The sequence below is a fragment of the Janthinobacterium svalbardense genome (assembly GCF_002327145.1).
GTDB lineage: Bacteria > Pseudomonadota > Gammaproteobacteria > Burkholderiales > Burkholderiaceae_D > Janthinobacterium > Janthinobacterium tructae.
Map to the genome: position 1 here is coordinate 5,528,413 of NZ_CP023422.1, position 24,041 is coordinate 5,552,453.

Annotated in this window: 22 protein-coding genes and 1 pseudogene; 5 read left to right on the forward strand and 18 right to left on the reverse strand. The window is 55.5% G+C overall.

Annotation, left to right across the window (positions count from 1 at the left end; all coding sequences use genetic code 11):
- Positions 1 to 27: 27 nt before the first annotated feature.
- The 14 genes from CNX70_RS24590 to rfbB all read right to left on the reverse strand — a co-directional run bounded on the left by CNX70_RS24590 (position 28) and on the right by rfbB (position 13,469).
- On the reverse strand, positions 28 to 1,035 hold the full coding sequence (locus CNX70_RS24590; RefSeq protein ID WP_096237686.1) for a WaaS/CpsH family glycosyltransferase: 1,008 nt from the start codon (positions 1,033 to 1,035) through the stop codon (positions 28 to 30).
- The gene (locus CNX70_RS24595) at positions 1,032 to 1,583 is read right to left on the reverse strand and encodes a serine O-acetyltransferase (RefSeq protein WP_096237687.1); all 552 of its coding nucleotides are present in this window, start codon (positions 1,581 to 1,583) and stop codon (positions 1,032 to 1,034) included. The genes CNX70_RS24590 and CNX70_RS24595 overlap by 4 nt, the downstream gene beginning before the upstream one ends.
- Entirely contained in the window at positions 1,580 to 2,728 is a 1,149-nt protein-coding gene (locus tag CNX70_RS24600; RefSeq protein WP_096237688.1) for an NAD-dependent epimerase/dehydratase family protein, read from the reverse strand. Before CNX70_RS24600 ends, CNX70_RS24595 begins: the two co-directional genes overlap by 4 nt.
- A 40-nt stretch (positions 2,729 to 2,768) precedes the next feature.
- Positions 2,769 to 3,476, reverse strand: coding sequence for a glycosyltransferase family 2 protein (locus tag CNX70_RS24605; protein ID WP_096237689.1), 708 nt, complete (start codon positions 3,474 to 3,476; stop codon positions 2,769 to 2,771).
- 17 nt (positions 3,477 to 3,493) lie between these two features.
- A complete protein-coding gene (locus tag CNX70_RS24610; RefSeq protein WP_096237690.1) occupies positions 3,494 to 4,402 on the reverse strand; it encodes a glycosyltransferase family 2 protein in 909 nt (302 codons plus the stop codon).
- 8 nt (positions 4,403 to 4,410) lie between these two features.
- A complete protein-coding gene (locus CNX70_RS24615) occupies positions 4,411 to 5,421 on the reverse strand; it encodes an EpsG family protein (protein ID WP_096237691.1) in 1,011 nt (336 codons plus the stop codon).
- The gene (locus CNX70_RS24620) at positions 5,418 to 6,518 is read right to left on the reverse strand and encodes a glycosyltransferase family 4 protein (RefSeq protein WP_096237692.1); all 1,101 of its coding nucleotides are present in this window, start codon (positions 6,516 to 6,518) and stop codon (positions 5,418 to 5,420) included. Before CNX70_RS24620 ends, CNX70_RS24615 begins: the two co-directional genes overlap by 4 nt.
- A 213-nt stretch (positions 6,519 to 6,731) precedes the next feature.
- On the reverse strand, positions 6,732 to 7,880 hold the full coding sequence (locus CNX70_RS24625; protein WP_279629331.1) for an O-antigen translocase: 1,149 nt from the start codon (positions 7,878 to 7,880) through the stop codon (positions 6,732 to 6,734).
- Between the two features lie 7 nt (positions 7,881 to 7,887).
- The gene (locus CNX70_RS24630; RefSeq protein WP_096237693.1) at positions 7,888 to 8,991 is read right to left on the reverse strand and encodes a DegT/DnrJ/EryC1/StrS family aminotransferase; all 1,104 of its coding nucleotides are present in this window, start codon (positions 8,989 to 8,991) and stop codon (positions 7,888 to 7,890) included.
- Positions 8,992 to 8,993: 2 nt separating this feature from the next.
- Positions 8,994 to 9,992, reverse strand: a complete 999-nt coding sequence (locus CNX70_RS24635) for a WxcM-like domain-containing protein (RefSeq protein WP_096237694.1) — start codon at positions 9,990 to 9,992, stop codon at positions 8,994 to 8,996.
- Between the two features lie 90 nt (positions 9,993 to 10,082).
- Positions 10,083 to 10,952, reverse strand: a complete 870-nt coding sequence (gene rfbD / locus CNX70_RS24640; RefSeq protein WP_096237695.1) for a dTDP-4-dehydrorhamnose reductase — start codon at positions 10,950 to 10,952, stop codon at positions 10,083 to 10,085.
- Positions 10,949 to 11,500, reverse strand: coding sequence for a dTDP-4-dehydrorhamnose 3,5-epimerase (gene rfbC / locus CNX70_RS24645; protein WP_096237696.1), 552 nt, complete (start codon positions 11,498 to 11,500; stop codon positions 10,949 to 10,951). Before rfbC ends, rfbD begins: the two co-directional genes overlap by 4 nt.
- A gap of 2 nt (positions 11,501 to 11,502) precedes the next feature.
- Complete coding sequence (rfbA, locus tag CNX70_RS24650) at positions 11,503 to 12,399, reverse strand: glucose-1-phosphate thymidylyltransferase RfbA (RefSeq protein ID WP_096237697.1); 897 nt, start codon at positions 12,397 to 12,399, stop codon at positions 11,503 to 11,505.
- On the reverse strand, positions 12,396 to 13,469 hold the full coding sequence (gene rfbB, locus CNX70_RS24655; protein WP_096237698.1) for a dTDP-glucose 4,6-dehydratase: 1,074 nt from the start codon (positions 13,467 to 13,469) through the stop codon (positions 12,396 to 12,398). Before rfbB ends, rfbA begins: the two co-directional genes overlap by 4 nt.
- Positions 13,470 to 14,530: 1,061 nt before the next feature.
- On the opposite strand from rfbB, the gene CNX70_RS24660 reads away from it, so the two are divergent.
- Both CNX70_RS24660 and CNX70_RS24670 read left to right on the forward strand, forming a co-directional pair.
- A complete protein-coding gene (locus CNX70_RS24660; RefSeq protein ID WP_096237699.1) occupies positions 14,531 to 15,637 on the forward strand; it encodes an MraY family glycosyltransferase in 1,107 nt (368 codons plus the stop codon).
- Positions 15,638 to 15,947: 310 nt separating this feature from the next.
- Positions 15,948 to 17,180 (forward strand): GumC domain-containing protein, encoded by a 1,233-nt coding sequence (locus CNX70_RS24670; RefSeq protein WP_157751268.1) that lies wholly within the window; start codon positions 15,948 to 15,950, stop codon positions 17,178 to 17,180.
- A 166-nt stretch (positions 17,181 to 17,346) separates the two neighbouring features.
- On the opposite strand, the gene CNX70_RS24675 is transcribed toward CNX70_RS24670, so the two are convergent.
- A complete protein-coding gene (locus CNX70_RS24675; protein ID WP_096237702.1) occupies positions 17,347 to 18,894 on the reverse strand; it encodes a DEAD/DEAH box helicase in 1,548 nt (515 codons plus the stop codon).
- 318 nt (positions 18,895 to 19,212) lie between these two features.
- On the opposite strand from CNX70_RS24675, the gene CNX70_RS24680 reads away from it, so the two are divergent.
- Positions 19,213 to 19,476: an oxidoreductase-like domain-containing protein gene (locus tag CNX70_RS24680; RefSeq protein WP_244198948.1), complete on the forward strand. Its 264-nt coding sequence runs from the start codon at positions 19,213 to 19,215 to the stop codon at positions 19,474 to 19,476.
- Here CNX70_RS24680 and CNX70_RS24685 read toward each other — a convergent pair whose 3' ends face one another.
- Positions 19,477 to 21,156 carry a methyl-accepting chemotaxis protein gene (locus CNX70_RS24685; RefSeq protein ID WP_096237704.1) on the reverse strand — a complete coding sequence of 560 codons (1,680 nt, stop codon included), beginning with the start codon at positions 21,154 to 21,156 and terminating at the stop codon, positions 19,477 to 19,479.
- Between the two features lie 557 nt (positions 21,157 to 21,713).
- Between CNX70_RS24685 and CNX70_RS24690 the strand changes: the two genes are divergently transcribed.
- On the forward strand, positions 21,714 to 22,433 hold the full coding sequence (locus CNX70_RS24690) for a Crp/Fnr family transcriptional regulator (protein ID WP_035828139.1): 720 nt from the start codon (positions 21,714 to 21,716) through the stop codon (positions 22,431 to 22,433).
- A 48-nt stretch (positions 22,434 to 22,481) separates the two neighbouring features.
- On the opposite strand, the gene CNX70_RS24695 is transcribed toward CNX70_RS24690, so the two are convergent.
- Positions 22,482 to 22,913 (reverse strand): GFA family protein, encoded by a 432-nt coding sequence (locus CNX70_RS24695; protein ID WP_096237705.1) that lies wholly within the window; start codon positions 22,911 to 22,913, stop codon positions 22,482 to 22,484.
- Between the two features lie 121 nt (positions 22,914 to 23,034).
- Here CNX70_RS24695 and CNX70_RS24700 point away from each other — a divergent pair, with 121 nt between their 5' ends.
- A complete protein-coding gene (locus tag CNX70_RS24700; protein ID WP_096237706.1) occupies positions 23,035 to 23,526 on the forward strand; it encodes a DUF4265 domain-containing protein in 492 nt (163 codons plus the stop codon).
- Positions 23,527 to 23,533: 7 nt separating this feature from the next.
- Here CNX70_RS24700 and CNX70_RS24705 read toward each other — a convergent pair.
- A pseudogene (locus CNX70_RS24705) lies at positions 23,534 to 24,001 on the reverse strand (DUF2947 family protein); the annotation flags it as partial.
- Between the last annotated feature and the right edge of the window lie 40 nt (positions 24,002 to 24,041).

Sequence of the window (24,041 nt, forward strand, 5' to 3'; positions counted from 1 at the left end):
CAGCTGGCCGTAGTGCCCTCAGCCTGACTAGGCAAAAATTTCAGCCAACCAACTTCTCAAGCTATAGCGGCAGTACATATCGTCAGGCAAACTGACGTAGGCGGTGCGCAAGAAATCCGCGGGCAAGTCAGTCGTCTGGCGGTCCACCACCAGGATATTCTCGGGACGGTAAAAATCATAGCTGACGACATCGGCATTCGTCGTGATCATTTTTTTACCGGCTCCCAGGCACTCGATGGTACGCATCGTCAAGCCCGTCTGCCCAGGGTGATGAATGTCGAGCACGATCTCGCTACGCGAAAACAAGTCGAGAATCTGTTGCTTGTTCAGCGAGTGCCATTGGACATCCTTCCACGGTATGGCGCGAAAATCACGATCAAACAATTTTCGAACTGCCATCACCCATTTGCTTTGATAATAAAAATGCGTGTAGACGGGCAGCGTCATGCCCGCGCGCCGTGCTGCCGCCACAATGCGCCGGACTACTGCGTAGCGGTCAGAATGCACTGTGCCGAGAAACAGCATGCCAATATCGTTGGTGTTTTTTTCCGCCTGCCTGGCCGCCATCGCTTCATACACACTGATATAAAACAGCGGCAGGTGCCGCACGTGCGGGATATTGACGGTGTCTAGCCGGTCGAAACTGTATGCCTTGTCAAAGTACGATAGCTTGACTTCGCCATTCTTGAAATTTTTTAAGGAATCCCACGAATAATAAAGGAAACGTGCCGTTGGCTGGCTTTCGCGCAGCATCCTGAGCCGCTCCGCCGAAATGGCTTCGCCCTTGATGACAAACACGGCATCGTAGGCAATGGCACGTGCGTCATGAATGATGCGGTCGAAATAACGGTCGCACATGGTGGCCACCAGCTCGGGCCGAAAACGTATCAATGCCTTTACCAGCGGCGTCGACGCCGGGCGGTCATCATGCCAGTCGACTTGACAGCCCGCCAGTTCCAATTCCGCCTTGATTTCTTTCTCGTAATCGAACGTCCTCGGAGAAATAAATAAAACGCGCGCTCCCTTTTGAATCATGTGACTTCGCCTTGCTTGAGAATTTTTGCTGGAATACCGCCGACGGTAGCGCCTGCGGGGACATCGGCAAGCACCACGGCATTGGCGCCCACGCGGGCACCATTGCCGATCATGACGCCACCAAGGATCTTGGCGCCGGAACCGACGATCACGTTATCGCCCACAGTGGGACGCGACTGCTCGGAGAAATTCACATCGATTTCACGCGCGCCAAAGGTGACATTATGGTAAATCGTGGCGTTTTCACCAATGCTGTTTACGCCAATCACCGTGCCCTGAGTGTGCGGAAGATACAAGCCTTTGCCAATATCACAGCGGATGGCGATTTCGAGACCGAACACGACAAAATTGAGCAATGAAAACAACTTGGCCAGCGGTGACAGTTTGTGCCGGTAAAACCAATGGGACAGCCGAAAAATTACCACCGGCGCGAAGCGGGGCGACAGGGTTCCCAGTATCACGCCCATGATGCCCGGCATGCGGCCAGGCTGGCCATTGGCCGCATATTGCCGCGCCAAATCGGCCAGCAAGGTTTTTTTTAACGTCATGGTTGACGGCTGGAGCCCATCAGCCCCTTGTCGGCAAGTTCACTGACCGAGCGCGCATAGGCGGCCTTGTCTTCTGCCGGCTGCTGCGAAGCCCAGGTCAGGAAATGCTTCAAGCCGTCCTTGAACTGTACGCCTGGCGTAAAGCCCAGGACGTCAGCGGCAACCGAAACATCGGCGATATTATGGCGAATGTCGCCGACGCGGAATGCGCCGGTGACGGTAATCTCGCTATCGCTGTTAAAGAATTGCTTGATCTCTTGCGCGACGGTCATCACGCTGGTGGCTTGGCCGGAACCGACATTGAGCGCACCGACGAAAGGGCCGGCGTGGTTGACACTGCGCACCGTTGCTTCAACAACATCGTCGATATACACAAAGTCGCGCGACTCTTCGCCATCTTCATAGATTTCGATCAGTTGATTCTGCCGCGCCAGATTCGAAAACACTGCCAGGATTCCGGTATACGGGTTCTTCAGCGACTGGCCCGGACCATACACATTCTGATAGCGCAGGCCAAAACCGTTGATGCCGCGGGTACGCGCAAACAACAGCACGGCCTGTTCCTGCACCTGTTTGGTCAGGCCATACATCGACATCGGCAGGAAAGGCGCCGTCTCCGCCGTCGGCAACAGCGCCACCGGCTTGATGCAGACAGGACAGACGGGTTCAAACATACCGGCGGACAGGTGTTCGCGCGTACGCTGATGCGGGAACACCGTGCCATGCGATGCGCACTGGTAAGCACCTTCACCATACACGGCGCGGCTCGAGGCCACGACGATGGAGCGCAAGTCCTTGGCGCAATCTTCGTTCTGCAGCAAATCTAGCATCGTGGCGGTCCCCTGCACGTTGACGCTGAAATAGCGGTCGATTTCATACATGGACTGACCGGTGCCCGTTTCGGCAGCCAGGTGCACGATGGCATGCACACCTGTCAGTGCCTGCTTCATCGCATCCCGGTCACGCACATCGGCCTTGATCAGTTCAACCTTCCCGGCCAGATCGTCAGGCAGGACATCGCTTGCATGAATCTGCGGGCTGAAATTGTCCAGCACGCGCACCTGCATGCCCTGGCCAAGGAAGGCGCGACACAAGCGTTGTCCGATAAAACCCGCGCCGCCGGTAATGAGTACTGTTTGGTTCATGCCATTCTTCTTTCTTACGTAATGAATCTGATGGTTGGTGTTATGCCCTGCCGAGCACTTTCAACAGGCAATAGGCCCGGAACTGCATTTTTTTAAGAAAACTATTAGTGCTGGCACTACCGCCACTCGAAACGTTGGCACCGTGACGGCGATACAGGATCAGCGGCTCCGCGATAAGTTCTACCCGATAATAAAGCTCGGCGACCAAGGTCAGCCACAAGTCGTGCGGGCACAGCTTGCGATTGCCGGGAAAGGGCAGCGCCTTGCGCAGAATGCTGCGCTTGAAGGCCATGCAAGCGCCCAGATAGCGTGATTTAAGCAGGTTTTTCCAGAACCCCTGGCCGCCGCCACGCAGGGAAAACAAGGTCGTGTCCAGTGGCGTCAGGACATGGTCCGTGAACTGCGCATTACACACCACCATGTCGCAACGCTCCAGGGCGGCCAACATTTTCTGCACCCGGTCGGCGAGCCAGACATCATCCTGGTCGGACAGGAAAATCACCTCGCCTGTCGCGTGCCGGATGGCATTTTCAAAATTGCCGCTATACCCCTTGTCGAGCTCATTGGCGATGATACGGATGCGTGCATCGCCACATGTCCGGATCTTCTCCAGCGTCAGGTCCGTCGACCCGTCATCCGACACGATCAACTCGTCGTCAACGGACAGTTGTCCGAGTATCGATTCAATTTGCTCCAGAATATATTTTTCGCCGTTATATACGGCCATGCAAACGCTTATTTTAGGCATACGGCTATCATCTTATTCTAGTTTTCAAGCGGTCCCAGGCGGCCAATGACACCATGCACAAAGCCGCGGCAACAATACACAATGTTTTTCAGATGCTGATCGCCAAACAGACTGAACGCCACCATATAGCGTAACGATTTGAGGAAAATACCCAGGCGCACACCCGCTCCCAGATATTTCTTGCCCAATGCAATGGCAATGCCATTCCTGACAATATAATAATTGCGCTGCGGCGTGTGCAGCGAATACGTTTTCGCGCCCACCTTCACGGCGCCATCACCCAGGGTATGGCGGATAACCACGTTGCGGCAGCCGACGATACGATAGCCATGGGCGCGCGCGCGCCAGCACCACTCGAAATCGACCCAATCGATAAACAGCGCCTCGTCCATCATGCCCACGTGGGCCAGGGCCGCATTATTGATGATCATCCCCGAGGCAATCACTTGTGCAACCTCGACCAGGGATTGGCTGGACGTCACCTTGACCGAGTTGACCCCCTGAAGTTCGAAAAAACCTTCTCCCTCGCCGCTGGCCTTGTTTTCCTCCTGAAAATCTGGGGCAATCGCCGCCAAGCGGCCAGCATCGCCAAGACTGCGGTAGTTCTCGAGCATGTTTGCCACATAGTCATGCGGATAGATGGTGTCCTGGTCGCTCAGCAAGGACAGGTGGGCGCCCTGCGCCATGGCCTTGACCATGCCCATGTTCTGCGCCTTGGCAATGCCGACATTACTCTCCAACAGCAACAGCCGCGTGTTCGGCACGTTCGCTTCCAGCGCCCGCAATTTATTGGCCACTTCAGCACTGGCTGAATTATCTACAATATAAATCGTGCGGACCTGGTTTTTTATACTATTCAATGCCTGTTCAAAAACAGAAAAATCCGGCCTGTACGTTACGAAAACGGCATCAATATCATAAACCATCGATTTTCCTAAAAATTGAATAATTCATGCAAGATGACATTATTGAAAAATATGACAAAAAGCCATGCATACGCGATCAACAACACTTCGTTGCGTCCCCTGATCTTGTGCACCAGCGCCGGGATGACAATGACAATCACCACTCCCAGCATTTCAGAGATACGCACGGCGACCACCGGCAGGAAAGACATCGCATAATAAATCCCCAGCGACCAGCCGAGTATTTTTATGCAAAGCACTTCATATTTCGAACTGAATTTATGTATGTTAAATATGCATAAATAATAAACAAAAATCACGCTCAGATAGTACAGGCTGAAAAGGTTAATGGGCGCCTTTTCCTCGCTCTCCAACAATGTCAGATAGATCGAAATCTTGTAACCCAGCACTTCCGGCAACGCCAGCGCGAGAAAAGCCATTGCCTGCAACAGCAAGCCATTCACCAGTGAAAATGCGAGCGTTGCCAGCGGCAGAATCGCATACAGCTTGAAGTCGAGCCTGTTCAAACGGATCAGGTAAAGGGGAACCAGAATAATCGCCGAGTAATGGAACAAGGTTGCCATCCCCACCTTGATGAGAAAATCCTTGAGGCGGCGATCCGCAATATCGGGGATTGCCAGCAACAACAGGCCACAAGCGATGCTGGCCCGAATTTGTGTCATGGTGTGCAATGGGAAGTACAAAAAGACAAAGCAAATCAGCGCCATGATGGGATATGGCGAGATTTTCTGGATGGCCTTGACGTTGATCGCCATTCCCAAAGCAGCATACGCCAACAGGACCCAGCGGAATCCATCGCCGGGCAACATCTTGGCTATCGCCGTGATCAGCCAGAACGTCGGCTCCCGCGTTTTGAAGTCGGCGCCCAACAGCCCTGAAAATTGCTGATAGCTCTCCAGATATTGCAGGGAGTCACGGTCAAATCCCACTTGCCGAAAACCGGCGATGCATACCAGCAAAAAAGCAAGTCCCAACAGCAGGCGGGTTTGCGATGTGTCCGTCAAACGTATCGGCTTCATTTTTTCGCGTTGTCACCAAACAGGGTACGCACGAAGATCGCCATCATCTTGGCCGATACGGTTTTCCACGAAAATGCCTGTGCAGTCAGCAATCCCGCAGCGATCTTCGCCCGGCGCGCGGCTCCATCCCGGACCAATTCCTGTATGCGCTCAACAATAGTTTGCACATCCTTGTTTTTCACAAGCCAGGCAGTATCTTCCGTCGCGCCCATATAGCCGGTTGTCACCACGGCCGCACCCGTTGCCAGTGCCTCCAGCACGGGATAATGGGGTGCGCCATGCTGAACCGTACCAGGAGAAACAAGAATATCGACGCTGCGGTAATAATCGGCCAGTTCGGCATCGCTTTTGGGCACGACGACTTCACATTTTTCGTGCTGCCATCCTTGCGGCAAATTTCCATACGCTACGCGCAAGCGGAAACGCGGATCGAGTTTCGCCAGTTGCTCAAACGCCTGCAACACGTAGATGGTGCCTTTTTCAGGTTCATGGCGCCCAATGCAGCCGATGATGATGGTCTCGTTGCTATCGATATCGCGGGGCACTGCCAATGGTTTAAAGATGTCAAGATCCATTCCAGGTGGAACAAAATCGCTGGCCCGCAGATTTTTATAACGGAAATATACCGGCGCATTCACGATTCTCTTGAGCGGCAACTGGTATGACAGGGCGGAAATCGCTGCCAGGACCAGGTCCTTGGCCGTCTTCATGTTGACATAGTATTCCGCCTCATACGCCTGCACGTAGTAGGCCTTCCTGGCGTTGCCGCACGATGCCAGGGCCACGGGCCATGCTGTCAGCGACTGATTGGCCAGAATCAGCTCGTACTCGGCCCCCACGGCCTTCAGGCCCGCATACAGCGATTGCAAATGATAGCGGCCACTGGGCTTGGCCAGTGGATTGCGCTCGGCCGCAATCTGTCCTTTGTCATTCACCCACAGGATCCGGGCAATAGTGGGAAAGTAGGGAGCGTCGCTACTGTCAGGACACAAGAAGGCCACGTCGTTTCCTGATTTGACCCATTCATTCGCCAGCTCGGACAATACCCTGCTACCGCCTGAACGGGCAAAAATCAAAATGGGAATCAGAATCTTCATGTAACTTTCTCAGGGTATATATACGATCGAATGGAAATGCATTGCCTGGCATTGCGCCCAAGCGGCGCGGTCTTCGCAACTGTCCGCTTTCAAGCGAGCGGCGCACTGCCTCTCAGCGGGAAAAATTCCGGACGTTTGCCCAGGCAAATATCAGGTAACAAAAATAGCTGACCGCATAGGCCGCGTTTGCACCATGCGCGCCATATTGGCCAATCAAAAATAGGACAATACGATAAACAGCAGGGCAAAAATCACTTCGGCAGCCATGAACCAGCATGTGGCGCCTCTGGATACCATCGGATAGGCATACAGAAAAGACAGTATTTTTAGCACGTCGCCGACAAGCTGCATGGCGAAAAGATCACGCGCAGCACGGAATGCTTCGGTAAACAACAAGGTGAGCGCGACATCGCGCAACACATAGACGCCCACGGCAAGCAGAGCCACGATCGGCATGACGATCTTTGCGGTGCTGCGGATCTCTTTCAAGATCGCATCACTCCCGGTCAGTGAGACCAGTTTGGGCAAGAAATACGTGCTCAGCGCCATTGTGATCACCCCAAGATACACTTCGGAGATCTTCCACACCGCCTGCCATTGGCCGGCCTGCTCCCATCCCGTTTTACTGACCAGAATGTTACGTACCACGAGCAAGGCCATGGGCATGGTCAATGCCGTTGTCACCGCCATTACCACATAGGCGCCAATACCGCGCAACTCAGCCTTGCTGGCCCTGCCCCACCAGAAGCGCAGGCGGCACCATGGCTGCCGTATTACACCAAGCAACATGACAAGGCCGGAGATGCCGGAGAATAGCACTGCCGCGATCAGGGCGCCATTCAGGTTCTCGCGCACCACGAGCACAACCATGATCACCGTGGCAATCAGCACGGAAACAATGCCCAAGCCCACGTAACGACGATATTGCTGCTGGCCGTTGAGAATCGACGCGATCAAGATATTCGCAGCAGAAAATGGCAAAGCCAGGGCCACCATGATAACCAGCCAGAAATAGCGCGCCTCGCCGAACACCAGGATGGCCAACGGTTGCGCGCACAGGCAAATCACAGGAATCATAACTGCCATCAACAAGCAGATCCAGTTCAGCGCCGCCTTCCACCACGGTGCGCATGCCTGCGGGCCAGCTTCATGGTGCTGGGCCGTATAGCGCACGACACCGTTGCCCGCAGGCGCCGCCACCACGCCGTTGAGAGCGGTGATGAGGCTTTGAACTTGCCCGAGCATGGCGATGCCGCTCGGTCCTGTGTACACCGCAACAACCTTGGCAATGACAAAACCGCTGGCCATGCGCAGCAACGTCAGCAAGCCACTGAACAAAGTGACCGTCAGTAATTTCTTCACTATCGGATCATATCAGACTGCTGAGCACGGCATCGACGACTTGCTCAACGTCCGATTCCGACATGGTTGGCCCCATGGGCAAGCTGATAATCTGCTGGTGCACCTGTTCCGCGATGGGAAAATCGCCCGTCTTGTAACCCAGCTCAACATAGGCGGGCTGCAGATGCGGCGGTATCGGGTAATGGATCATGGTGCCGATGGACTTATCGCCCAATGCCGCTTGCAGGGCACCCCGTCCTGGCGTGCAAATGACATACAAATGCCAGACAGGGTCGCACCACTCAGGCACATGGGGCAAGACGATGCCAGGGACATCCTTCAATTTGTCATTGTAAATGCGGGAAATCTCGCCACGCCTGCTGTTCGAAGCGTCAAGATCTGGCAATTTGACGCGCAGCAATGCCGCCTGCAACTCGTCAAGACGCGAATTGAAGCCCGCCACTTCATTATGGTATTTGATACGCGAGCCGTAGTTACGATACACGCGCAGATTGTCCGCGAGGACGGCATCATTTGTCGTCACCGCACCCGCATCGCCCAGCGCGCCGAGATTTTTCCCGGGATAAAAACTGAACGCCGCGGCATCGCCCAGGCTACCGACACGGCGGCCCTTGTACAAAGCGCCATGCGCCTGGGCCGCGTCCTCGATCACTTTCAAGCCATGCTTCTGCGCAATGGCATTGATGGCATCCATGTCGGCAGGCTGTCCGTACAGGTGGACGGCAATGATGGCCTTGGTATTCGCGGTGATGGCAGCTTCAATTTTCGTCGGATCGATGTTGTAGGTACGTGCGTCCGGCTCGACGGGCACAGGCACTGCGCCACAATGCGTCGCCGCCAGCCAGGTGGCCACATAGGTATTGCTGGGAACAATCACCTCGTCGCCAGGTCCGATGCCATAGGCCTTGAGGATCAGAAAGATGGCATCAAGTCCATTGGCCACGCCAACCGTGTGGTCCGCTTGGCAATAACGAGCAAACTCTTGCTCGAAAGCCTCGACTTCTTTGCCCAGCACATACCAGCCGGAATGCAGCACACGGTGAAACGCGCTTTCAAGTGCTGCTGCATGCTCAAGATTAATTGCTTTTAAATCAAGGAAAGGGATAGCCATAATTATTTTTTCTGCTCAATCGGTGAAGATACCGGATCCGCACCGGATAAGGATGCGGTAATGCGAAGGAAATCGCTGTAATCGCGAATATAGTCGTCCGCATCATACACATGGGATGCAAAAACCAGTAACACGGCGTCTGGAGAGTATTTGTATTGCACACCCCAGGTGAGCGGCGGCAAATAAATACCCAGGTTGGGAGCGTCCAGCATATATTCCTGGCGCACATTGCCATCATCCGCTACGACAGCGCAAGAACCATGAACGCAGATCAGGAATTGATGGCATGCATGGTGTGCATGTTCGCCGCGCAGCTCCTTGCTGGGAACGTCAAATACGAGGAAATAGCGTGCTGCATCAAAGGGGATTTCCTTCTGGAATTCACCCACAGACAAGGAGCCACGAATGTCCTTAATCAAGGGGAACTTGTACAGACGCACGCCATTGACATTCGAAAGCGCTCCGTCCTTGGTAAATTCCGACGAAGCGGCGGTGCCAAGCAGTGGCCCATGCTCTGTACTCGGACTGGCGTTCGTATAGCCGACCACGCGCGCCGGGTTGCCGACGACGATGGCATGAGCCGGGACGTTCTTGGTCACGACCGCACCGGCACCCACCATCGCATTTTCGGCAATGATGATACCAGGCAGGATGACAGCGCCGGCGCCGATAGAGGCGCCGCGGCGTATGCTTGTCCGCGCGACTTGCGCCAGATACTGTTTGCTTCTGGGGAATTTGTCATTGGCAAAGGTCGCGTTCGGACCGATGAAGACATCGTCGCCAATGGTGATCCCATCCCATAATTGCACGCCACATTTGACGGTGACCCGATCGCCCAGCACCACGTCATTTTCAATGAACACATGATCGCAGATATTGCACTCGGCACCAATGCGCGCACCACCCAAGACATGCGCAAACGCCCACACATTGGTCGCGGCGCCAATCGAAGCTCCTGGCTCGACAATGGCGTGGGAATGGATATGTTTTTTTTCAGTCATTAAAGGCCTTGCAATCGCGATTATCAAAAATACCACTTCACTTCGTATCCCCCCCAATAGCCGTCACTCGCAGGGACGGCTCTGTGGGCATCAATGCATGCACAATCTTAGTGCATCGTCCCATGCAGGCAAATCACAAAATGCCTGCTTCAGGCGCTCGCAAGACAAGACAGAGTACGCTGGGCGGGGCGCAGGCAATGGGTACGCATCGGTCGTGATTGCCGTGACAACCGGCGACTTGGCCAATGCGGCATTGTCCAGGATTGCCTGTGTGAAACCGGCCCACGTTGTTTGCCCCTGTGCCGTCAGATGATAAACGCCGGAATGCCGTTGCCACCAGGACTGCAGATCGCCACTCGCCTGTGTTTGCGCGAGAATATGCGCTGTCGTATCGGCAATGGAACGGCACCATGTTGGCGATCCATGCTGGTCGCCAACAATACGCAATTCATCGCGTTCCTGGGCAAGGCGCAGCACGGTCAGCAGAAAATTCTTTCCACGCATGCCATAGACCCAACTCGTGCGGAAAATCAGATGGGGGATGCCAGCCGCCTGGATAGCTTGCTCACCAGCAAGCTTGCTGCGGCCGTACACATTGATCGGACAGGTCGGGTCATCTTCCACGTACGGGCTGCCTTTAGTGCCGTCAAAGACATAATCGGTCGAGTAATGAATCATTGCAGCCCCAAGCGTCTTCGCCTCCTGCGCCATGACGGCCGGAGCTTCCGCATTGATGCGCATGGCCAGTTCAACCTCGGTTTCCGCCTTGTCGACTGCCGTATATGCGGCAGGATTGACGATCAACCCAGGTTCTACCGTGCGAATGACATCGCGTATCTGGTCAAGATTCGACAAATCAAGTTCGCCGCGCCCCAAGGCCACGATCTCGCCGAGCCCCTGCAAGCTGCGCTCAAGCTCATAACCCAACTGGCCTGTATTTCCCGTAAGCAAAATCTTCACTCAAATACCTCGGCATCAGCCAACAACTTGCCAAGTTGATCCTTGGCGGACAAGAGAGGAGCTTCTCCCTCATGGAGTGGCCAAACGATGTTCAGTGCAGGATCGTTCCATAAAATACAGCGCTCAAATTCAGGCGCCCAGTAATCTGTCGTCTTGTAGAGAAATTCCGCGTTGTCGCTGGTCACCATGAAGCCATGTGCAAAGCCAGTCGGTATCCACAACTGCCGCTTGTTCTCCGCAGACAAGACTACGCCAACAGACTGACCGAAAGTGGGCGAGTTCTTGCGCAGGTCAACGGCAACATCGTAGACGCTGCCCGCAGTCACGCGAACCAGTTTACCTTGCGGCTGGCGGATTTGATAATGCAAACCGCGCAGTACGTTTTTTGCGGATCTGGAATGATTGTCTTGCACAAAGTCGGGCGCAATTCCCGCCAGCTTTTCAAACTGCGCGGCATTGTAACTCTCGAAGAAGAATCCCCGGTCGTCGCCAAACACCTTGGGTTCAATAATCAGTACATCGGGTATTGCAGTCGCATGGATTTGCATAATCAGAAGATCTTTTCATTCAATAAACGCAAGAGATACTGCCCATATGCATTTTTCTTCAAGGGCTGGGCAAGCTGAAGCAACTGCTCCGCATTGATATACCCTTTGCGATACGCGATTTCTTCAGGACAAGCCACTTTCAAACCTTGGCGATTTTCGATGGTGGCAATGAATTGTCCCGCTTCCAGCAGGGATTCATGCGTACCGGTATCGAGCCAGGCCATGCCACGTCCCATGCGCTCGACATTGAGCTGGGCGCGTTCCAGATAGACCCGATTGACATCGGTAATTTCCAGTTCGCCCCGCTCCGACGGCTTGATCTCAGCAGCGATATCACAAATCTGCTTGTCATAAAAATATAAGCCGGTTACCGCATAGGAAGACTTCGGTGCTGTGGGCTTTTCCACGATGCTGATCGCCCGGCGCTGCGCATCAAATTCCACTACGCCGTAACGCTCCGGATCATGTACATGGTAGGCAAACACCGTGGCACCTTCATGACGGTTGCTCGCGGCGCACAGTTGCGCCTCGAAATCATGGCCATAGTAAATATTATCGCCCAGTATGAGTGCCGAAGGCGCATCGCCGATGAAGTCGCGGCCGATGATGAATGCCTGCGCCAGGCCATCAGGCGTGGGCTGCACCGCATAGCTCAAGCTGATGCCCCATTGACTGCCATCTCCCAGCAGCTCTTGGAAGCGCGGCGTATCCTGCGGCGTCGAAATGATCAATATTTCTTTAATGCCCGTCAACATCAAAGTGGTCAGCGGATAATAAATCATCGGCTTGTCATAGACAGGCAATAACTGTTTGGACACGGCCATCGTCACTGGGTACAGGCGGGTGCCAGAACCGCCGGCAAGGATGATGCCTTTGCGCGCCAGCACTGGCGCGCTCATGGCGCCTCCTTGCGCGCCGCGTAATTCTTTTCCATCCAGTTCAGATAGGCGCCCGATTGCACATCGGCCACCCATTCCTGGTTAGCCAGATACCACTGCACCGTTTTTTTGATGCCACTCTCGAAGGTTTCCGCAGGCCGCCAGTCCAACTCCCGCTCGATTTTACGGGCATCAATGGCATAGCGACGGTCATGACCTGGACGATCCGCCACATACGTGATCTGCTCCCGGTACGATCCGCCAGACGCCTTCGGCGACAGCTCGTCGAGTATGTCGCACAGGGTATACACGACATCCAGGTTAGCTTTCTCATTCCATCCGCCAATGTTGTAGGTCTCGCCCAAACGCCCATCCTCAAGTACGCGGCGAATGGCGGCACAATGGTCACTGACATACAGCCAGTCGCGAACCTGTTGTCCATCGCCATAAATGGGCAGCGGTTTGCCAGCCCGCGCGTTGGCGATAATCAACGGAACCAACTTCTCGGGGAAGTGATACGGCCCATAATTATTCGAACAATTTGTCGTCAGCGTCGGCAAGCCATACGTATGATGATAGGCGCGGACGAGATGATCCGAAGCGGCCTTGGAGGCGGAATAGGGGCTGTTGGGCGCATACGGGGTCGTTTCGCTGAAAGGCGCATCATCTGGCCCCAGCGTACCGTACACCTCATCGGTTGATACGTGCAGGAAGCGGAAAGCGGCCCGCTCCTCGTCAGGCAGGCCAGACCAATACGTGCGGGCGGCCTCGAGCAAACTGAATGTGCCGTTAATATTTGTATTGACAAACTCACCAGGGCCGAGAATAGACCGATCCACATGGCTTTCGGCAGCGAAATGAACAATCGCACGCGGCTTGTTGTCAAAAAACAACGCATCGAGCTGAGCACGATCACAAATATCGCCTTGCACAAACATGTGCCGGGCATCCTCGCTCACCGCCTTCAAGTTATTCAAATTTCCTGCATAAGTTAGCTTATCCAGATTAAGAATCGGCTCGTCGCTGGAGGCAAGCCAGTCATTTACGAAATTTGATCCTATAAAGCCAGCACCGCCGGTCACTACAATCATTTCAATACCTCATACGTCAAAAAAATGCAACAATTTTAATACATGGAAGTGCTTTTTCAAGCAAAATACTGACGCATCATAAAATCTGCTGGAGTTACCTGCACCTTAGACCCTGACGACTGCAATATTTTCAATACTCATCACGCCCTCTCGGGACTGCCCCATATTTTACGCAGTCACATGGAGTTGGGGCAAATACTTGCGCACACATGGCCGAAGAAAACGCTACTTCCAAAGCAATAATTCCAAAAAGAAAATATACTTACCCGTCAAAAGCACGTTCAGTCCGATGTACTGCGGAATCATCCGCAGCAGGAGACTTCGCATAGAGTAAAATATATATTTAACTAATTCAAATAGTTGATTTTTTCGCATCAAAAAAAACCTACCATCTGATAATTCAAAAAAATTTTACGAAATTTACAACATTTTTAAATAAAATAAAAGCTTAGTTACGTCCGGTAACAAATGTATCCAATTAAATATTTTCAAAAATGAAGAAATAAAATAAATTACCCACTATCTGTTTTACAGTTCTTTTGCTCAGCCGCAGAATCGGCTATGATCAGGCATGACTGGGAAATGGTGTTTTGCGAATCCCGAACTTTGGATAGCAAGCCTGGCGTGACTGCCGTTCGGCGACGCCCAGGAACAGATCAATCTGCCGCACGCGCCCGGACAAGCAGTCGACGCCATGCAGTAGGCAGGCTCAACGCTCGGACCGAGGTGGATCATGCAGGCCTTGGAAGCGATGGAGAGCGAGGCAAACCGATGCTACGTTAGATAGCTCTCGCACAGCGCAGGTCTTGCCGGCCTTGAGTCAGCGCCGCCACAGCCGCAAACCGCGCCGCGTGACAAGTACGGCAACCAGACTCATTGATGGATTACCCTGCTCCATAAAATTTATAACGCCTGACAAAACCGTAACATGCAAAGAAGTTACGGTAAAAACAGCGTAATGGAACAAAAAGCAAGTATCGCACCGCGAACCACGGTACGCAGCAAGTTTCTTCAATAGGCGCTCCCAGTCGGGGTTCTTAGTCATTTTTTAATTGGATATTATGCTTTCAGTTGTAGTCAGCTTCATCACCGCATTCTTTGCAACACTCTTTATTATCAAGCTATCCAGAAACATGAAGAACATGCTGGATCATGACCTGGCCAGTGTGCAAAAAATTCATGCCAGACCCGTGCCCCGTATCGGCGGACTGGCAATTTATGCGGCGACATTCACCGGCACTGCGGTCACTTTCTGGAGAACACCAGAGGTGGGCGCATGGGTGTTTCTATTGGTTCTGTGCGCTAGCCTGGCATTTGGCTGCGGCATTGTTGAAGACTTCACCAAGCAAGTCAGTGCATTCCGCCGTTTGCTGCTGACCATGATCTCCGTCGTCATTGGTTATTATGTGATGGATGCGAAGATCGTCCGTATCGATATTCCCCTGGTGGATGCCTGGCTCAAATATGCCTGGATTGCATTGCCGTTGACCGTGCTTGCGGTGTCAGGCATCGCGAATGCCATCAATATCATCGATGGCTTTAATGGCCTGGCAAGTGTCGTGTCGATTTTCATGCTCCTTTCCATGGCTTATGTGGCATTTCTGGTCGGGGACTTTCATGTTATGGCAGCCTGCTTGATACTGATTGGTGCGATTGCCGGCTTCTTTGTATGGAACTATCCGAACGGGCTGATATTCCTGGGCGATGGGGGAGCGTATTTCATCGGCTTCATGCTCGGCGAACTGGCGGTATTGCTGGTTGTGCGCAACAAAGATGTTTCTGCCTGGTATGCGGTCCTGCTGATGATTTATCCCGTCTTTGAGACCATCTTTTCCATCTACCGCCGAAAATTCATTCGCGGCGTCTCTCCGGGATTACCTGATGGTATCCACCTGCACATGCTAGTATTCAAGCGCCTGGTGCGCTGGACGATAGGCAAGCGCGACGCCCATGCATTGACGCGCCGCAACTCGCTGACCGCTCCATATCTGTGGCTACTGTCACTGACTGCAGTCATCCCTGCTACGCTTTTCTGGCACTATCAATGGGTACTCGTCGCCTTTTCACTGCTGTTTATCGTCACCTATGTGTGGCTGTATACTCAAATCGTGCGTTTTAAATCGCCGCAATGGATGATTCTAAGGCAGCGTTTGCGCAAGAAAAAATAGGCCCCATCAGCGGGACATGGCGCACTGCGCCGCCGAGCTCACCCGGCGGCCTGACAAATCCTCACAATTTGGCCTCCTGTCGTTGCCAGCGACATTTATAATGTGCGCTTGCGGTATCCGTGGATAGCAAGCGCATACGGCGCCCTCATTGCCATACCAGGGCCGCACAGCGCAGTCGTCTGGCTACCATTGTTGGCTCCGGCGGGGAAGGCCCGCAAGTCAGCTATGTCTCTGAATAAATATTTTCCAGCAGCATTGGGCCTCTGCGCCACCTCGCTCATCTCAAACGCTTTTTATTAAAGAAAATTTCATGGACCAATCTTCGCAATTAAGGGAAAAAGGGAATAATCCTGCAGACGAAAGCATTAATTTCAATGATTTCCTGACTTCTCTATGGCATTCCCGCCGTGTCATTCTTGGCGTCACCATTTTAAGCGCGGCCATTGGCGCTGCCACTGTGTATGCATTCCCGAAGTATCGCAGCGAGGGATTCTTTCAATTCGGCGGTCCAATCCCCGTTACCGTACAAAAGAACATAAAAGATCCTGAACCGAATCCTGGCATCAGCCTGGCGAACTATAAACGCTATGCTGCCGCGTTCAATACGAGCGGACGCTTTGTCGAATTTTCGGAAAAGAACAAGACACTCGATGCGAAAGATTTCGAAAAAATGCGCCGCGCATTCTCTGCGCGAGAAGGCATCAGCCAAATGATCGAACCTGTTTTTCCGTTTACCAAACTTGATGCCAAAGAATTAGCCGGCGAGGTAAAAGACGGAAATAACAATGTCATCGGCCTGCGGATCAGCGCAGTCAACGATACTCCTGAGGGAGCCCAGCGCATGGTCGCGCTGATGGGACGCTATGCGATCGATACGATCATTTACCTGATTTATTCAGATAATTTGCGTTTCAAACAAACTGAAATCACCACAAAAATCACCAAGCTCGATAACGACATCATCAAGGAAAAGGAAGGACTGGAAAAATTCAAGCGCAAGGGTAGTGACCTGAAACAGATCGTCAATCGTTACCCAGAGCCAGCCAGTCAGGCATCACGCCAGATCGTCACGATCAATGACGACAATGCCCGCTATCTTTCGCCAGTCACGCAATTGATGACCAGCGAAGTGGAAATCTCAGAGGCCACCGAAGCCATTCTGCAGGCGAAAACGGAACAAAGTAAAAATACCTTGCTCCTCGAATACTACAAAAAGGCAAAAGACCTGATCAACAGTACCAGCTCGGGAGAAGAAGTGCTGCGGGGACTGGAACCACTGAAAATCGAAGTATTCAAGAACAAAAATATGGATGATGAGGTTATCAAGCAAGTTTACAACTCGATCACGATCGACAATCAAAATGCGCTGAATATTTACCTCGAAAAGAGCCGTTTCATTGCCGGTCCAAGCCTGCCAGAAAATCGTGCCGACCGACTCTCTCAAGTTGTCGGCAAGGCGGCACTTTTCGGCCTGCTCTTATCGCTGATATTTGTTATTGGCCGCAACTGGTGGCGCGAAAACAACCTCAGTCTGCTCAAGTAAGACATTCGCGACAAATGCAGACAGTGCCACGCTCATACCGGGGCACTGCGTAGGCCGCCGGTACATGCCGCTTCCTCGCCAGCAAAAAAACAGCCAGGTACAAGCCTGGCTGTTTATCATTCCTTCGCAAAACATTGGTACGTGTCTAACTCCATGCCATCCACGTTTAATGTTTGACTAGCCCACCCAACAACGCTGCCACCTTCTGCTTCGGCTTGGCCGCGGCAGGCGCCATGCTGGCGGCAGCGGGAGCGGCGGCCTTGGCAGGTTCGTACGGCTTCAGGAACCAGGGATCGGCCTTTTCGCGGCGGGCGCCGGGACCAAAGGCAGGACGCGTACTGCTGCGCTCGGCAGAGCGGCTGTCGCGGCTGCTGTCGCCAGCATGGCGGCTCTCGGGTGCGCGCGCGGGACGCGCCTCGCTACCTTCGGTGCGGCGCGGCGGACGGCGTTCGCTGTCGCTGCTGCGGGCAGGAGCCGGATTGAAGCCCGTCAATTCGCCGCGCTTGATGCTTTGCTTGATGAGTTTCTCGATATCGACCAGCAAGCGCTCGTCTTTATCCGAATAGATCGAAATGGCGTCGCCCGAGGCGCCGGCGCGGCCCGTACGGCCGATGCGGTGCACATAGTCTTCCGCGTTGTACGGCAAGTCGAAGTTGATCACGCAGGGCAGGTCGGAAATGTCGAGGCCGCGCGCCGCCACATCGGTGGCGACCAGCACGTCGATCTCGCCCTTCTTGAACGATTCCAGCGCCGCCATGCGTTCCTGCTGGCTCTTGTCGCCGTGAATCGCCGTGGCGCTCATGCCTTCCTGCTCCAGCACGCGGGCCAGGCGCGAAGCGCCAATCTTGGTATTCGAGAATATGATGACCTGCTTCAGGTCGCGCTGGCGCAGCAAATGGGCCACCACGGCGTGTTTCTGATCTTCCGTCACCTTGTAGACCACTTGCGTGACCTTGTCGGCCGTCTGGTTGCTGCGCGCCACTTCGATCGTCAGCGGATCGTTGAGGAAGGTGGCAGCCAGCTTCTTGATTTCTGGCGAGAACGTGGCCGAGAACATCAGATTCTGGCGTTGCTTCGGCAGCAAGTTGATGATGCGCTGCAAGTCCGGCAAGAAACCCATGTCCAGCATGCGGTCGGCTTCATCCATGACCAGCATCTGCACCTGGCTCAGGCTGATGTTCTTTTGCTCGATATGGTCGAGCAAGCGGCCCGGCGTGGCGATGACAATTTCCACGCCGCCGCGCAGGATGACCGTTTGCGGCTTCATGTCCATGCCGCCGAAAACGACCGTCGAACGCAGCGGCGTGTGCTTGGCGTAGGCCTTGACGTTTTCCGCCACCTGCACCGCCAGTTCGCGGGTCGGCGTCAGGATCAGCGCGCGCACCGGATGGCGCGCCGGCGACATGCTGCTGCTGGCATGCGCCAGCAGCAACTGGATGATCGGCAAGGAAAAACCGGCCGTCTTGCCTGTGCCCGTTTGCGCGGCGCCCATCACATCGCGCCCTTGCAGCACCACGGGAATGGCTTGCTCCTGGATCGGTGTCGGACGGGTGTAGCCTTGATCGGTCAGTGCGCGCTGGATTTCAGGCGCGAGGCCAAAGTCGGCGAAAGTCAGGGTGGGAGCAGCGGATGCTGCAGGTGCAGGTGCAGCGGCGGGCGCCGCTTCAGGGGCAATCGCCGGGCTGGGCGTAGGAGTCGATTCGGTTTCAGACATAAATTTTCTGGTGTGCCTCCGCACTGCGGAAGCCATGCTTTCTCAATAAACAACATTTCGGGGCACAGGCAGCTCCGTCTTGCAAGCCATGGATCATTGTTCTTGCGGCACCTCCGTGCTCCGGGACATGCTGTATGGCGTATGCGGGAGCGTCGAAGAGATGTGCTGCGATGGCGGCGGAGATCGCGCCGGCGGAACATCGCGCGCAGAAGATACAATATCAGTGCTGTAAACGATACCCTAATTCACCGCAACTGTACACGGAAACCGTGATTTTTGAGCAAAAAGCGTTCCAGCAACGGCACGTCGGGATGCCGTATGATGCCAACTTCGATGCCAGCTCCGCCGTCGCCTGCCCTCACCATGCCCACCCCGCCCTTACCCCACGATCCGCAACCGCAAGCGCCCAGCAAGCCGGGCAATGACGAGTGCTGCCACAGCGGTTGCACCTTTTGCGTGCTGGAAATGTACCAGGAAGACCTGGCCGCCTACGAAGATGCCCTGAGGGCATGGCAACAGCGCCAGCAAGCCGCTGCCGCGCCCGCCACCCAGGGGATCAAGAAACCGCGCAAGCGCGCTTGACTAGAAGCTTTCCCACTCATCCACTGGTGCCGTGCGACGCGCCGTGCTGGCCAGTTGACGCGACACCGGTGCGGGCGCGACAGCTGCCGGCACCTTGACTGGCGCGCGCGGCCGGCTCACGGCGGCGCTGGCAACATCGAGTTTGAAGATGCTGACCACTTCGCTCAGGCTGGCGGCCTGCTCCTGCATCGATTCAGCCGCTGCCGCCGCCTCTTCCACCAGGGCCGCATTTTGCTGCGTCACCTTGTCCATCTGGGCGATGGCCTGGTTGACCTGCTCGATACCGGCGCTCTGCTCGCTGCTGGCGGCAGTGATCTCGCTCATGATGTCCGTCACGCGGGTGATGCTGGCAACGATGTCATCCATCGTGCGGCCCGCCTGGTCCACCAGTTTCGATCCCGCCTCGACTTTCTCGACCGAATCACCGATCAGAACCTTGATATCCTTGGCCGCCGCAGCCGAGCGCTGCGCCAGGTTGCGCACTTCGGTGGCCACGACGGCAAAGCCGCGCCCCTGCTCGCCCGCACGCGCTGCCTCGACGGCGGCATTCAGGGCCAGGATATTGGTCTGGAAAGCAATGCCGTCGATGACGGCGATGATGTCGACAATCTTGCGTGACGAAGCATTGATCGACGCCATCGTGCCCACCACTTCGCTGACGACCTTGCCGCCCTCGATGGCGATGCTCGACGAGGTCAGCGCCATGGTGTTGGCCTGGCGCGCATTGTCCGCATTCTGTTTGACGGTCGAGGTCAGCTCTTCCATCGAGGAAGCCGTTTCTTCCAGCGAACTGGCCTGCTCCTCCGTGCGCGACGACAAATCCTGGTTGCCGGCGGCAATCTGGCTCGACGCCGTGGCGATGGTATCGGTGCCACTGCGCACCTGGCCCACCAGGTTCTGCAGGCTGGCATTCATGTCTTTCAGGGCCTGCATCAATTGCCCCGTTTCGTCTTGCGATTGCACAACGATATGCGCCGTCAAGTCGCCGGCCGCCACCTGGCGCGCCACGCCAACGGCCGCGATCAGCGGACGCGCCACGCTGCGCGCCACCCACAGCGCCAGCAGCATGCCGATAACGACGATGCCCACCAGCAAGCCGATCAGGCTGGCGCGCGAGGCCGCATACGTCGCATCGGCGCTGGCACTCGAGCGCACGCCGCCGTCTGTGTTAATCGACACCAGTTTATCCAGTTCCACCATCATGTCCGCCATGACCTTGGCCGACGGTCCCACGGCCAGCGCGCGCGCCTCTTCCTTCTTCATCTCGCGTGACAGGCTCAGCATGGTTGCGTGCAGGCGCATGAATTCATCGTTGAGCGCCAGGAAGCGCTCGAAGACTTCTTGCTCGCCCGGTTCGGAAATCAGGCGACGGTAATTGTCCCCATCGGCCTTCAGCTTGGTCTGCGTTTCCGTCATGCGCGTTTCGTTCTGCGCCATGTCGGCATCCTGCGCGGCCAGCATGTGCGCCAGTTCCCAGCGGCGGAAATCGCTGACATCGCTGCGCATGGACATCGCTGCCAGCACGCTGGGCATCCAGTTGGCGGACAGGTCCGTCGACGCGGTATTGATACGCGCCATGGAAAAGATCGCCGACACACCCAGCGCCGCCGTCAACAACAGCACGGCGCCAAACGACAAGATCAGCTTGGTGGCAATTTTCAAATCAAAAAACCATTTCATGCGTTGCTTTCCTTCATTAAACGGGTAAACGGGACAAGAAAGGTGCGCGCACCGGCATATGCACGGCGCGGGCAATGAGGGCAATGAGGGCAGGATGAAGCGGAAGTGACCAGGGTTGAAGAGCAAGCGCAGCAACTTCTATCGAAACGCGCACCGAATTTCCGCAAGGCAACATTTTATCACCGTTGTGCTACCACGCAGAGTGGTTTGACCGCTGCGTGCAGTCAAAGTTCGCGTGTAGCGGGCAGCGTGTCGCATTTTGCCCAGGCACCGTTGTTTCCATAGAGAAAAAGGCAGAAGCAGGCGTAGGAGTTGGATGACACGAGGCAATGTTCCTAGCCTACATAAGCGCGTCGGCTCATCCGATGCCCACCCGCGTCCCCTGGTCCTATAGTGGATACAAGATTCAGCACAACGCTAGCAAGCCAGAAAAGCAGCGCCATCCAACAAAATCAGAAGACGAGGCTACCATGTACAAAGCTTATAGCAACCTGACCCCAGCAACGAATAGCCACGCCGCCGCCCAGCACAACTGGCAAGCCGCGCCAACAACGCCCATGATCAGCATCACGGGCGCGCAACAGAACGAATTGCTGCGCGCCTTGTCGCGCGCCGATCTGGAGCGCCTGTTTTGCCAGTTGGAACTGGTGGCTCTGCCTGCCGGCAAGCACCTGTTCGATTGCGGCGGCAAGATTGAATACACGTATTTCCCTACCAACGCCATCGTTTCCCTGCTGTATGTGATGGAAGACGGCGCCACCACCGAGATCGCCGTCATCGGCCGCGAAGGCGTCGCTGGCGTGGTGCTGTACGAAGCCGAGCGCGCCACCTGCACCGCCATCGTGCAGACGGCAGGCTACGGCTACCGCTTGAAAACAGCCTTCCTGCGCGAAGTGTTCAATGAGGGCGGCGCGCTGGCGCAATTGCTGATGCGCTACACCAGCGCCATGTTTGCGCAAATGGCACAGAATGTGGTGGGCGGCCGTCATTGCAGCATCGAACAAAAACTGTGCCGCTGGCTGCTGGACCGCCTCGACCGTTCGCTGTCGAACGAGCTGAAGGTGACGCAAGACACCATGGCCAACATGCTGGGCGTGCGCCGCGAAAGCGTCACCGTCACGGCGCGCAAGCTGCAAGACGAAGGCTTGATCCAGTACCGCCGCGGCACGGTCGAAGTGCTCGACCGCGAAGGCCTGGAAGCGGCCGCCGGCAATTGCTACAAGGCAGCGCGCGCCGGTTTCGAACAATTCCGTAGCGGCATCAGCGCACACAACTAAGTAATCAGCGCTAATTAATCAGCGCGAGCACGCTTCGGCGTGCTTTTTTCATTCCCGGGCGTTAACTCTGCTGCAAACCAGATGCCCCTCATCAGCAGCGGCAGTGGCGACCAACCACCAATGCGGCTTGCGATCTTCAAACGAGTGGTATTCGGGCGCAAACGCGGCTTGGCCAGGATCATCAAAACTGCCCACCAGCAAGGCCACCGTGGGCGCATCGTCGATGGCGCCGATGGAACTGCCGCAAGCGGCGCAAAAGGCCCGGCTGGAATACTCGGAAGAGCGGTAAGTGGCCGGTGCGCCGGCCGTGCCCGTCCAGCGTACTTGATCGCGCGCAAACTCCACCCACGCCACCGTCGAGGCGCCGGTGTGCTGCTGGCAATTTCGGCAGGAACAGCTGTGCGGATCGCTGCCCTCGCCTGTTACTTCGAAGCGCACGGCGCCACATAAACAACCGCCTGCCTGCACCGCATTCGCCATTGCGTCTCCTCGTTTGCACCGTTGCGTACCCCGCCAGCTGGCACGGTCCCGGTACAATATTGCCATAACCCCAAACCTGGCGCGACCCGCAACGCAGCGCGCCGGCATTACGAAAGAATAAATGGAAGACATCAATTGTGTAGGCTTGCCGCACATCCGCGTACTGGCAGGCGAAAACAGCGACGGCCCCGTGTATGAAACCCTGCCAGCGCGCCAGATCGACGAACACGTCTACGAACTGCTGGCCTCGCCCGGCCTGACCCTGAACCTGGCGCGCGGCGACATCGTGAGCATCGTCGACCCGCTCGCCCCCGCCGAAGTCTTAAAGCGCGGCGGCAACTTCTGCATCCAGATCTATGCCGACGACGTGCCGCAAGAAGCAGTCGACCAGCTCGAGCGCGACGTGCAGGAGCAACTGGGCGGCACCATGGATGGCCAATACAAGGGCAATCTCACCTTCAGCGTGCCGGGACACCACGGCATCTACAGCATCAACGGCCCCTTCGACGCCTTCCGCACGGCGACGGGCGTGGAATGGTATTTCGCCAACATCTACGTCAACCTCGACGACGACGATGATGAAACCTTGCTCAACTGGTGGGTGGATATGTAAACGTCACTCAAGAATCTGGCACTAAGCCATCCTCGCCACCCGCCAGCACTCCCTGTGGCGAGAAATAGACGAAGTTGCCCGTGGCAGGCTGGTACAGCAAGGGACCCTCGTCAGAAATGGCTAGCAAGCAAGGCCAGCATGCGGCAAGCGCGGCCGGTGTCAGCGCATAAGCAAGCGTGCGGCTGGTCATGAAAAAAACGGGTGCGGCTTCTGCAGCATGAAAATGGGAAGAGAGAAACCTTGCCACGCGACCCGCCTGCGCCGTATCCTCGCTGGAAACGGCATCGAACTCGGCCAGCCAGTCCGGCCCCGATACTGTGGGCTGCAAGCGATGTCCCTCGCGCAACTGCATGGGGTGTATTTCATCGGCATGGACCGACACATGCCGCGTCCACAGTTGCGCCGCCACATCGGGCGTCAGCGCCTGCACTTGAGTTAGCGTCTCTGCCGAGATAGCGAAATCGGCGTCGAAGAAGGCCCAGTCCCGCTCAGCTTACAGCGGCAGGCTGCCGTAG

Coding starts and splice junctions, on each gene's coding strand:
- CNX70_RS24590 (WP_096237686.1), bottom strand. CDS start 1,035: ATGATTCAAAAGGGAGCGCGCGTTTTATTTATTTCTCCGAGGACGTTC.
- CNX70_RS24595 (WP_096237687.1), bottom strand. CDS start 1,583: ATGACGTTAAAAAAAACCTTGCTGGCCGATTTGGCGCGGCAATATGCG.
- CNX70_RS24600 (WP_096237688.1), bottom strand. CDS start 2,728: ATGAACCAAACAGTACTCATTACCGGCGGCGCGGGTTTTATCGGACAA.
- CNX70_RS24605 (WP_096237689.1), bottom strand. CDS start 3,476: ATGCCTAAAATAAGCGTTTGCATGGCCGTATATAACGGCGAAAAATAT.
- CNX70_RS24610 (WP_096237690.1), bottom strand. CDS start 4,402: ATGGTTTATGATATTGATGCCGTTTTCGTAACGTACAGGCCGGATTTT.
- CNX70_RS24615 (WP_096237691.1), bottom strand. CDS start 5,421: ATGAAGCCGATACGTTTGACGGACACATCGCAAACCCGCCTGCTGTTG.
- CNX70_RS24620 (WP_096237692.1), bottom strand. CDS start 6,518: ATGAAGATTCTGATTCCCATTTTGATTTTTGCCCGTTCAGGCGGTAGC.
- CNX70_RS24630 (WP_096237693.1), bottom strand. CDS start 8,991: ATGGCTATCCCTTTCCTTGATTTAAAAGCAATTAATCTTGAGCATGCA.
- CNX70_RS24635 (WP_096237694.1), bottom strand. CDS start 9,992: ATGACTGAAAAAAAACATATCCATTCCCACGCCATTGTCGAGCCAGGA.
- rfbC (WP_096237696.1), bottom strand. CDS start 11,500: ATGCAAATCCATGCGACTGCAATACCCGATGTACTGATTATTGAACCC.
- rfbA (WP_096237697.1), bottom strand. CDS start 12,399: ATGAGCGCGCCAGTGCTGGCGCGCAAAGGCATCATCCTTGCCGGCGGT.
- rfbB (WP_096237698.1), bottom strand. CDS start 13,469: ATGATTGTAGTGACCGGCGGTGCTGGCTTTATAGGATCAAATTTCGTA.
- CNX70_RS24660 (WP_096237699.1), top strand. CDS start 14,531: ATGCTTTCAGTTGTAGTCAGCTTCATCACCGCATTCTTTGCAACACTC.
- CNX70_RS24670 (WP_157751268.1), top strand. CDS start 15,948: ATGGACCAATCTTCGCAATTAAGGGAAAAAGGGAATAATCCTGCAGAC.
- CNX70_RS24675 (WP_096237702.1), bottom strand. CDS start 18,894: ATGTCTGAAACCGAATCGACTCCTACGCCCAGCCCGGCGATTGCCCCT.
- CNX70_RS24680 (WP_244198948.1), top strand. CDS start 19,213: ATGATGCCAACTTCGATGCCAGCTCCGCCGTCGCCTGCCCTCACCATG.
- CNX70_RS24685 (WP_096237704.1), bottom strand. CDS start 21,156: ATGAAATGGTTTTTTGATTTGAAAATTGCCACCAAGCTGATCTTGTCG.
- CNX70_RS24690 (WP_035828139.1), top strand. CDS start 21,714: ATGATCAGCATCACGGGCGCGCAACAGAACGAATTGCTGCGCGCCTTG.
- CNX70_RS24695 (WP_096237705.1), bottom strand. CDS start 22,913: ATGGCGAATGCGGTGCAGGCAGGCGGTTGTTTATGTGGCGCCGTGCGC.
- CNX70_RS24700 (WP_096237706.1), top strand. CDS start 23,035: ATGGAAGACATCAATTGTGTAGGCTTGCCGCACATCCGCGTACTGGCA.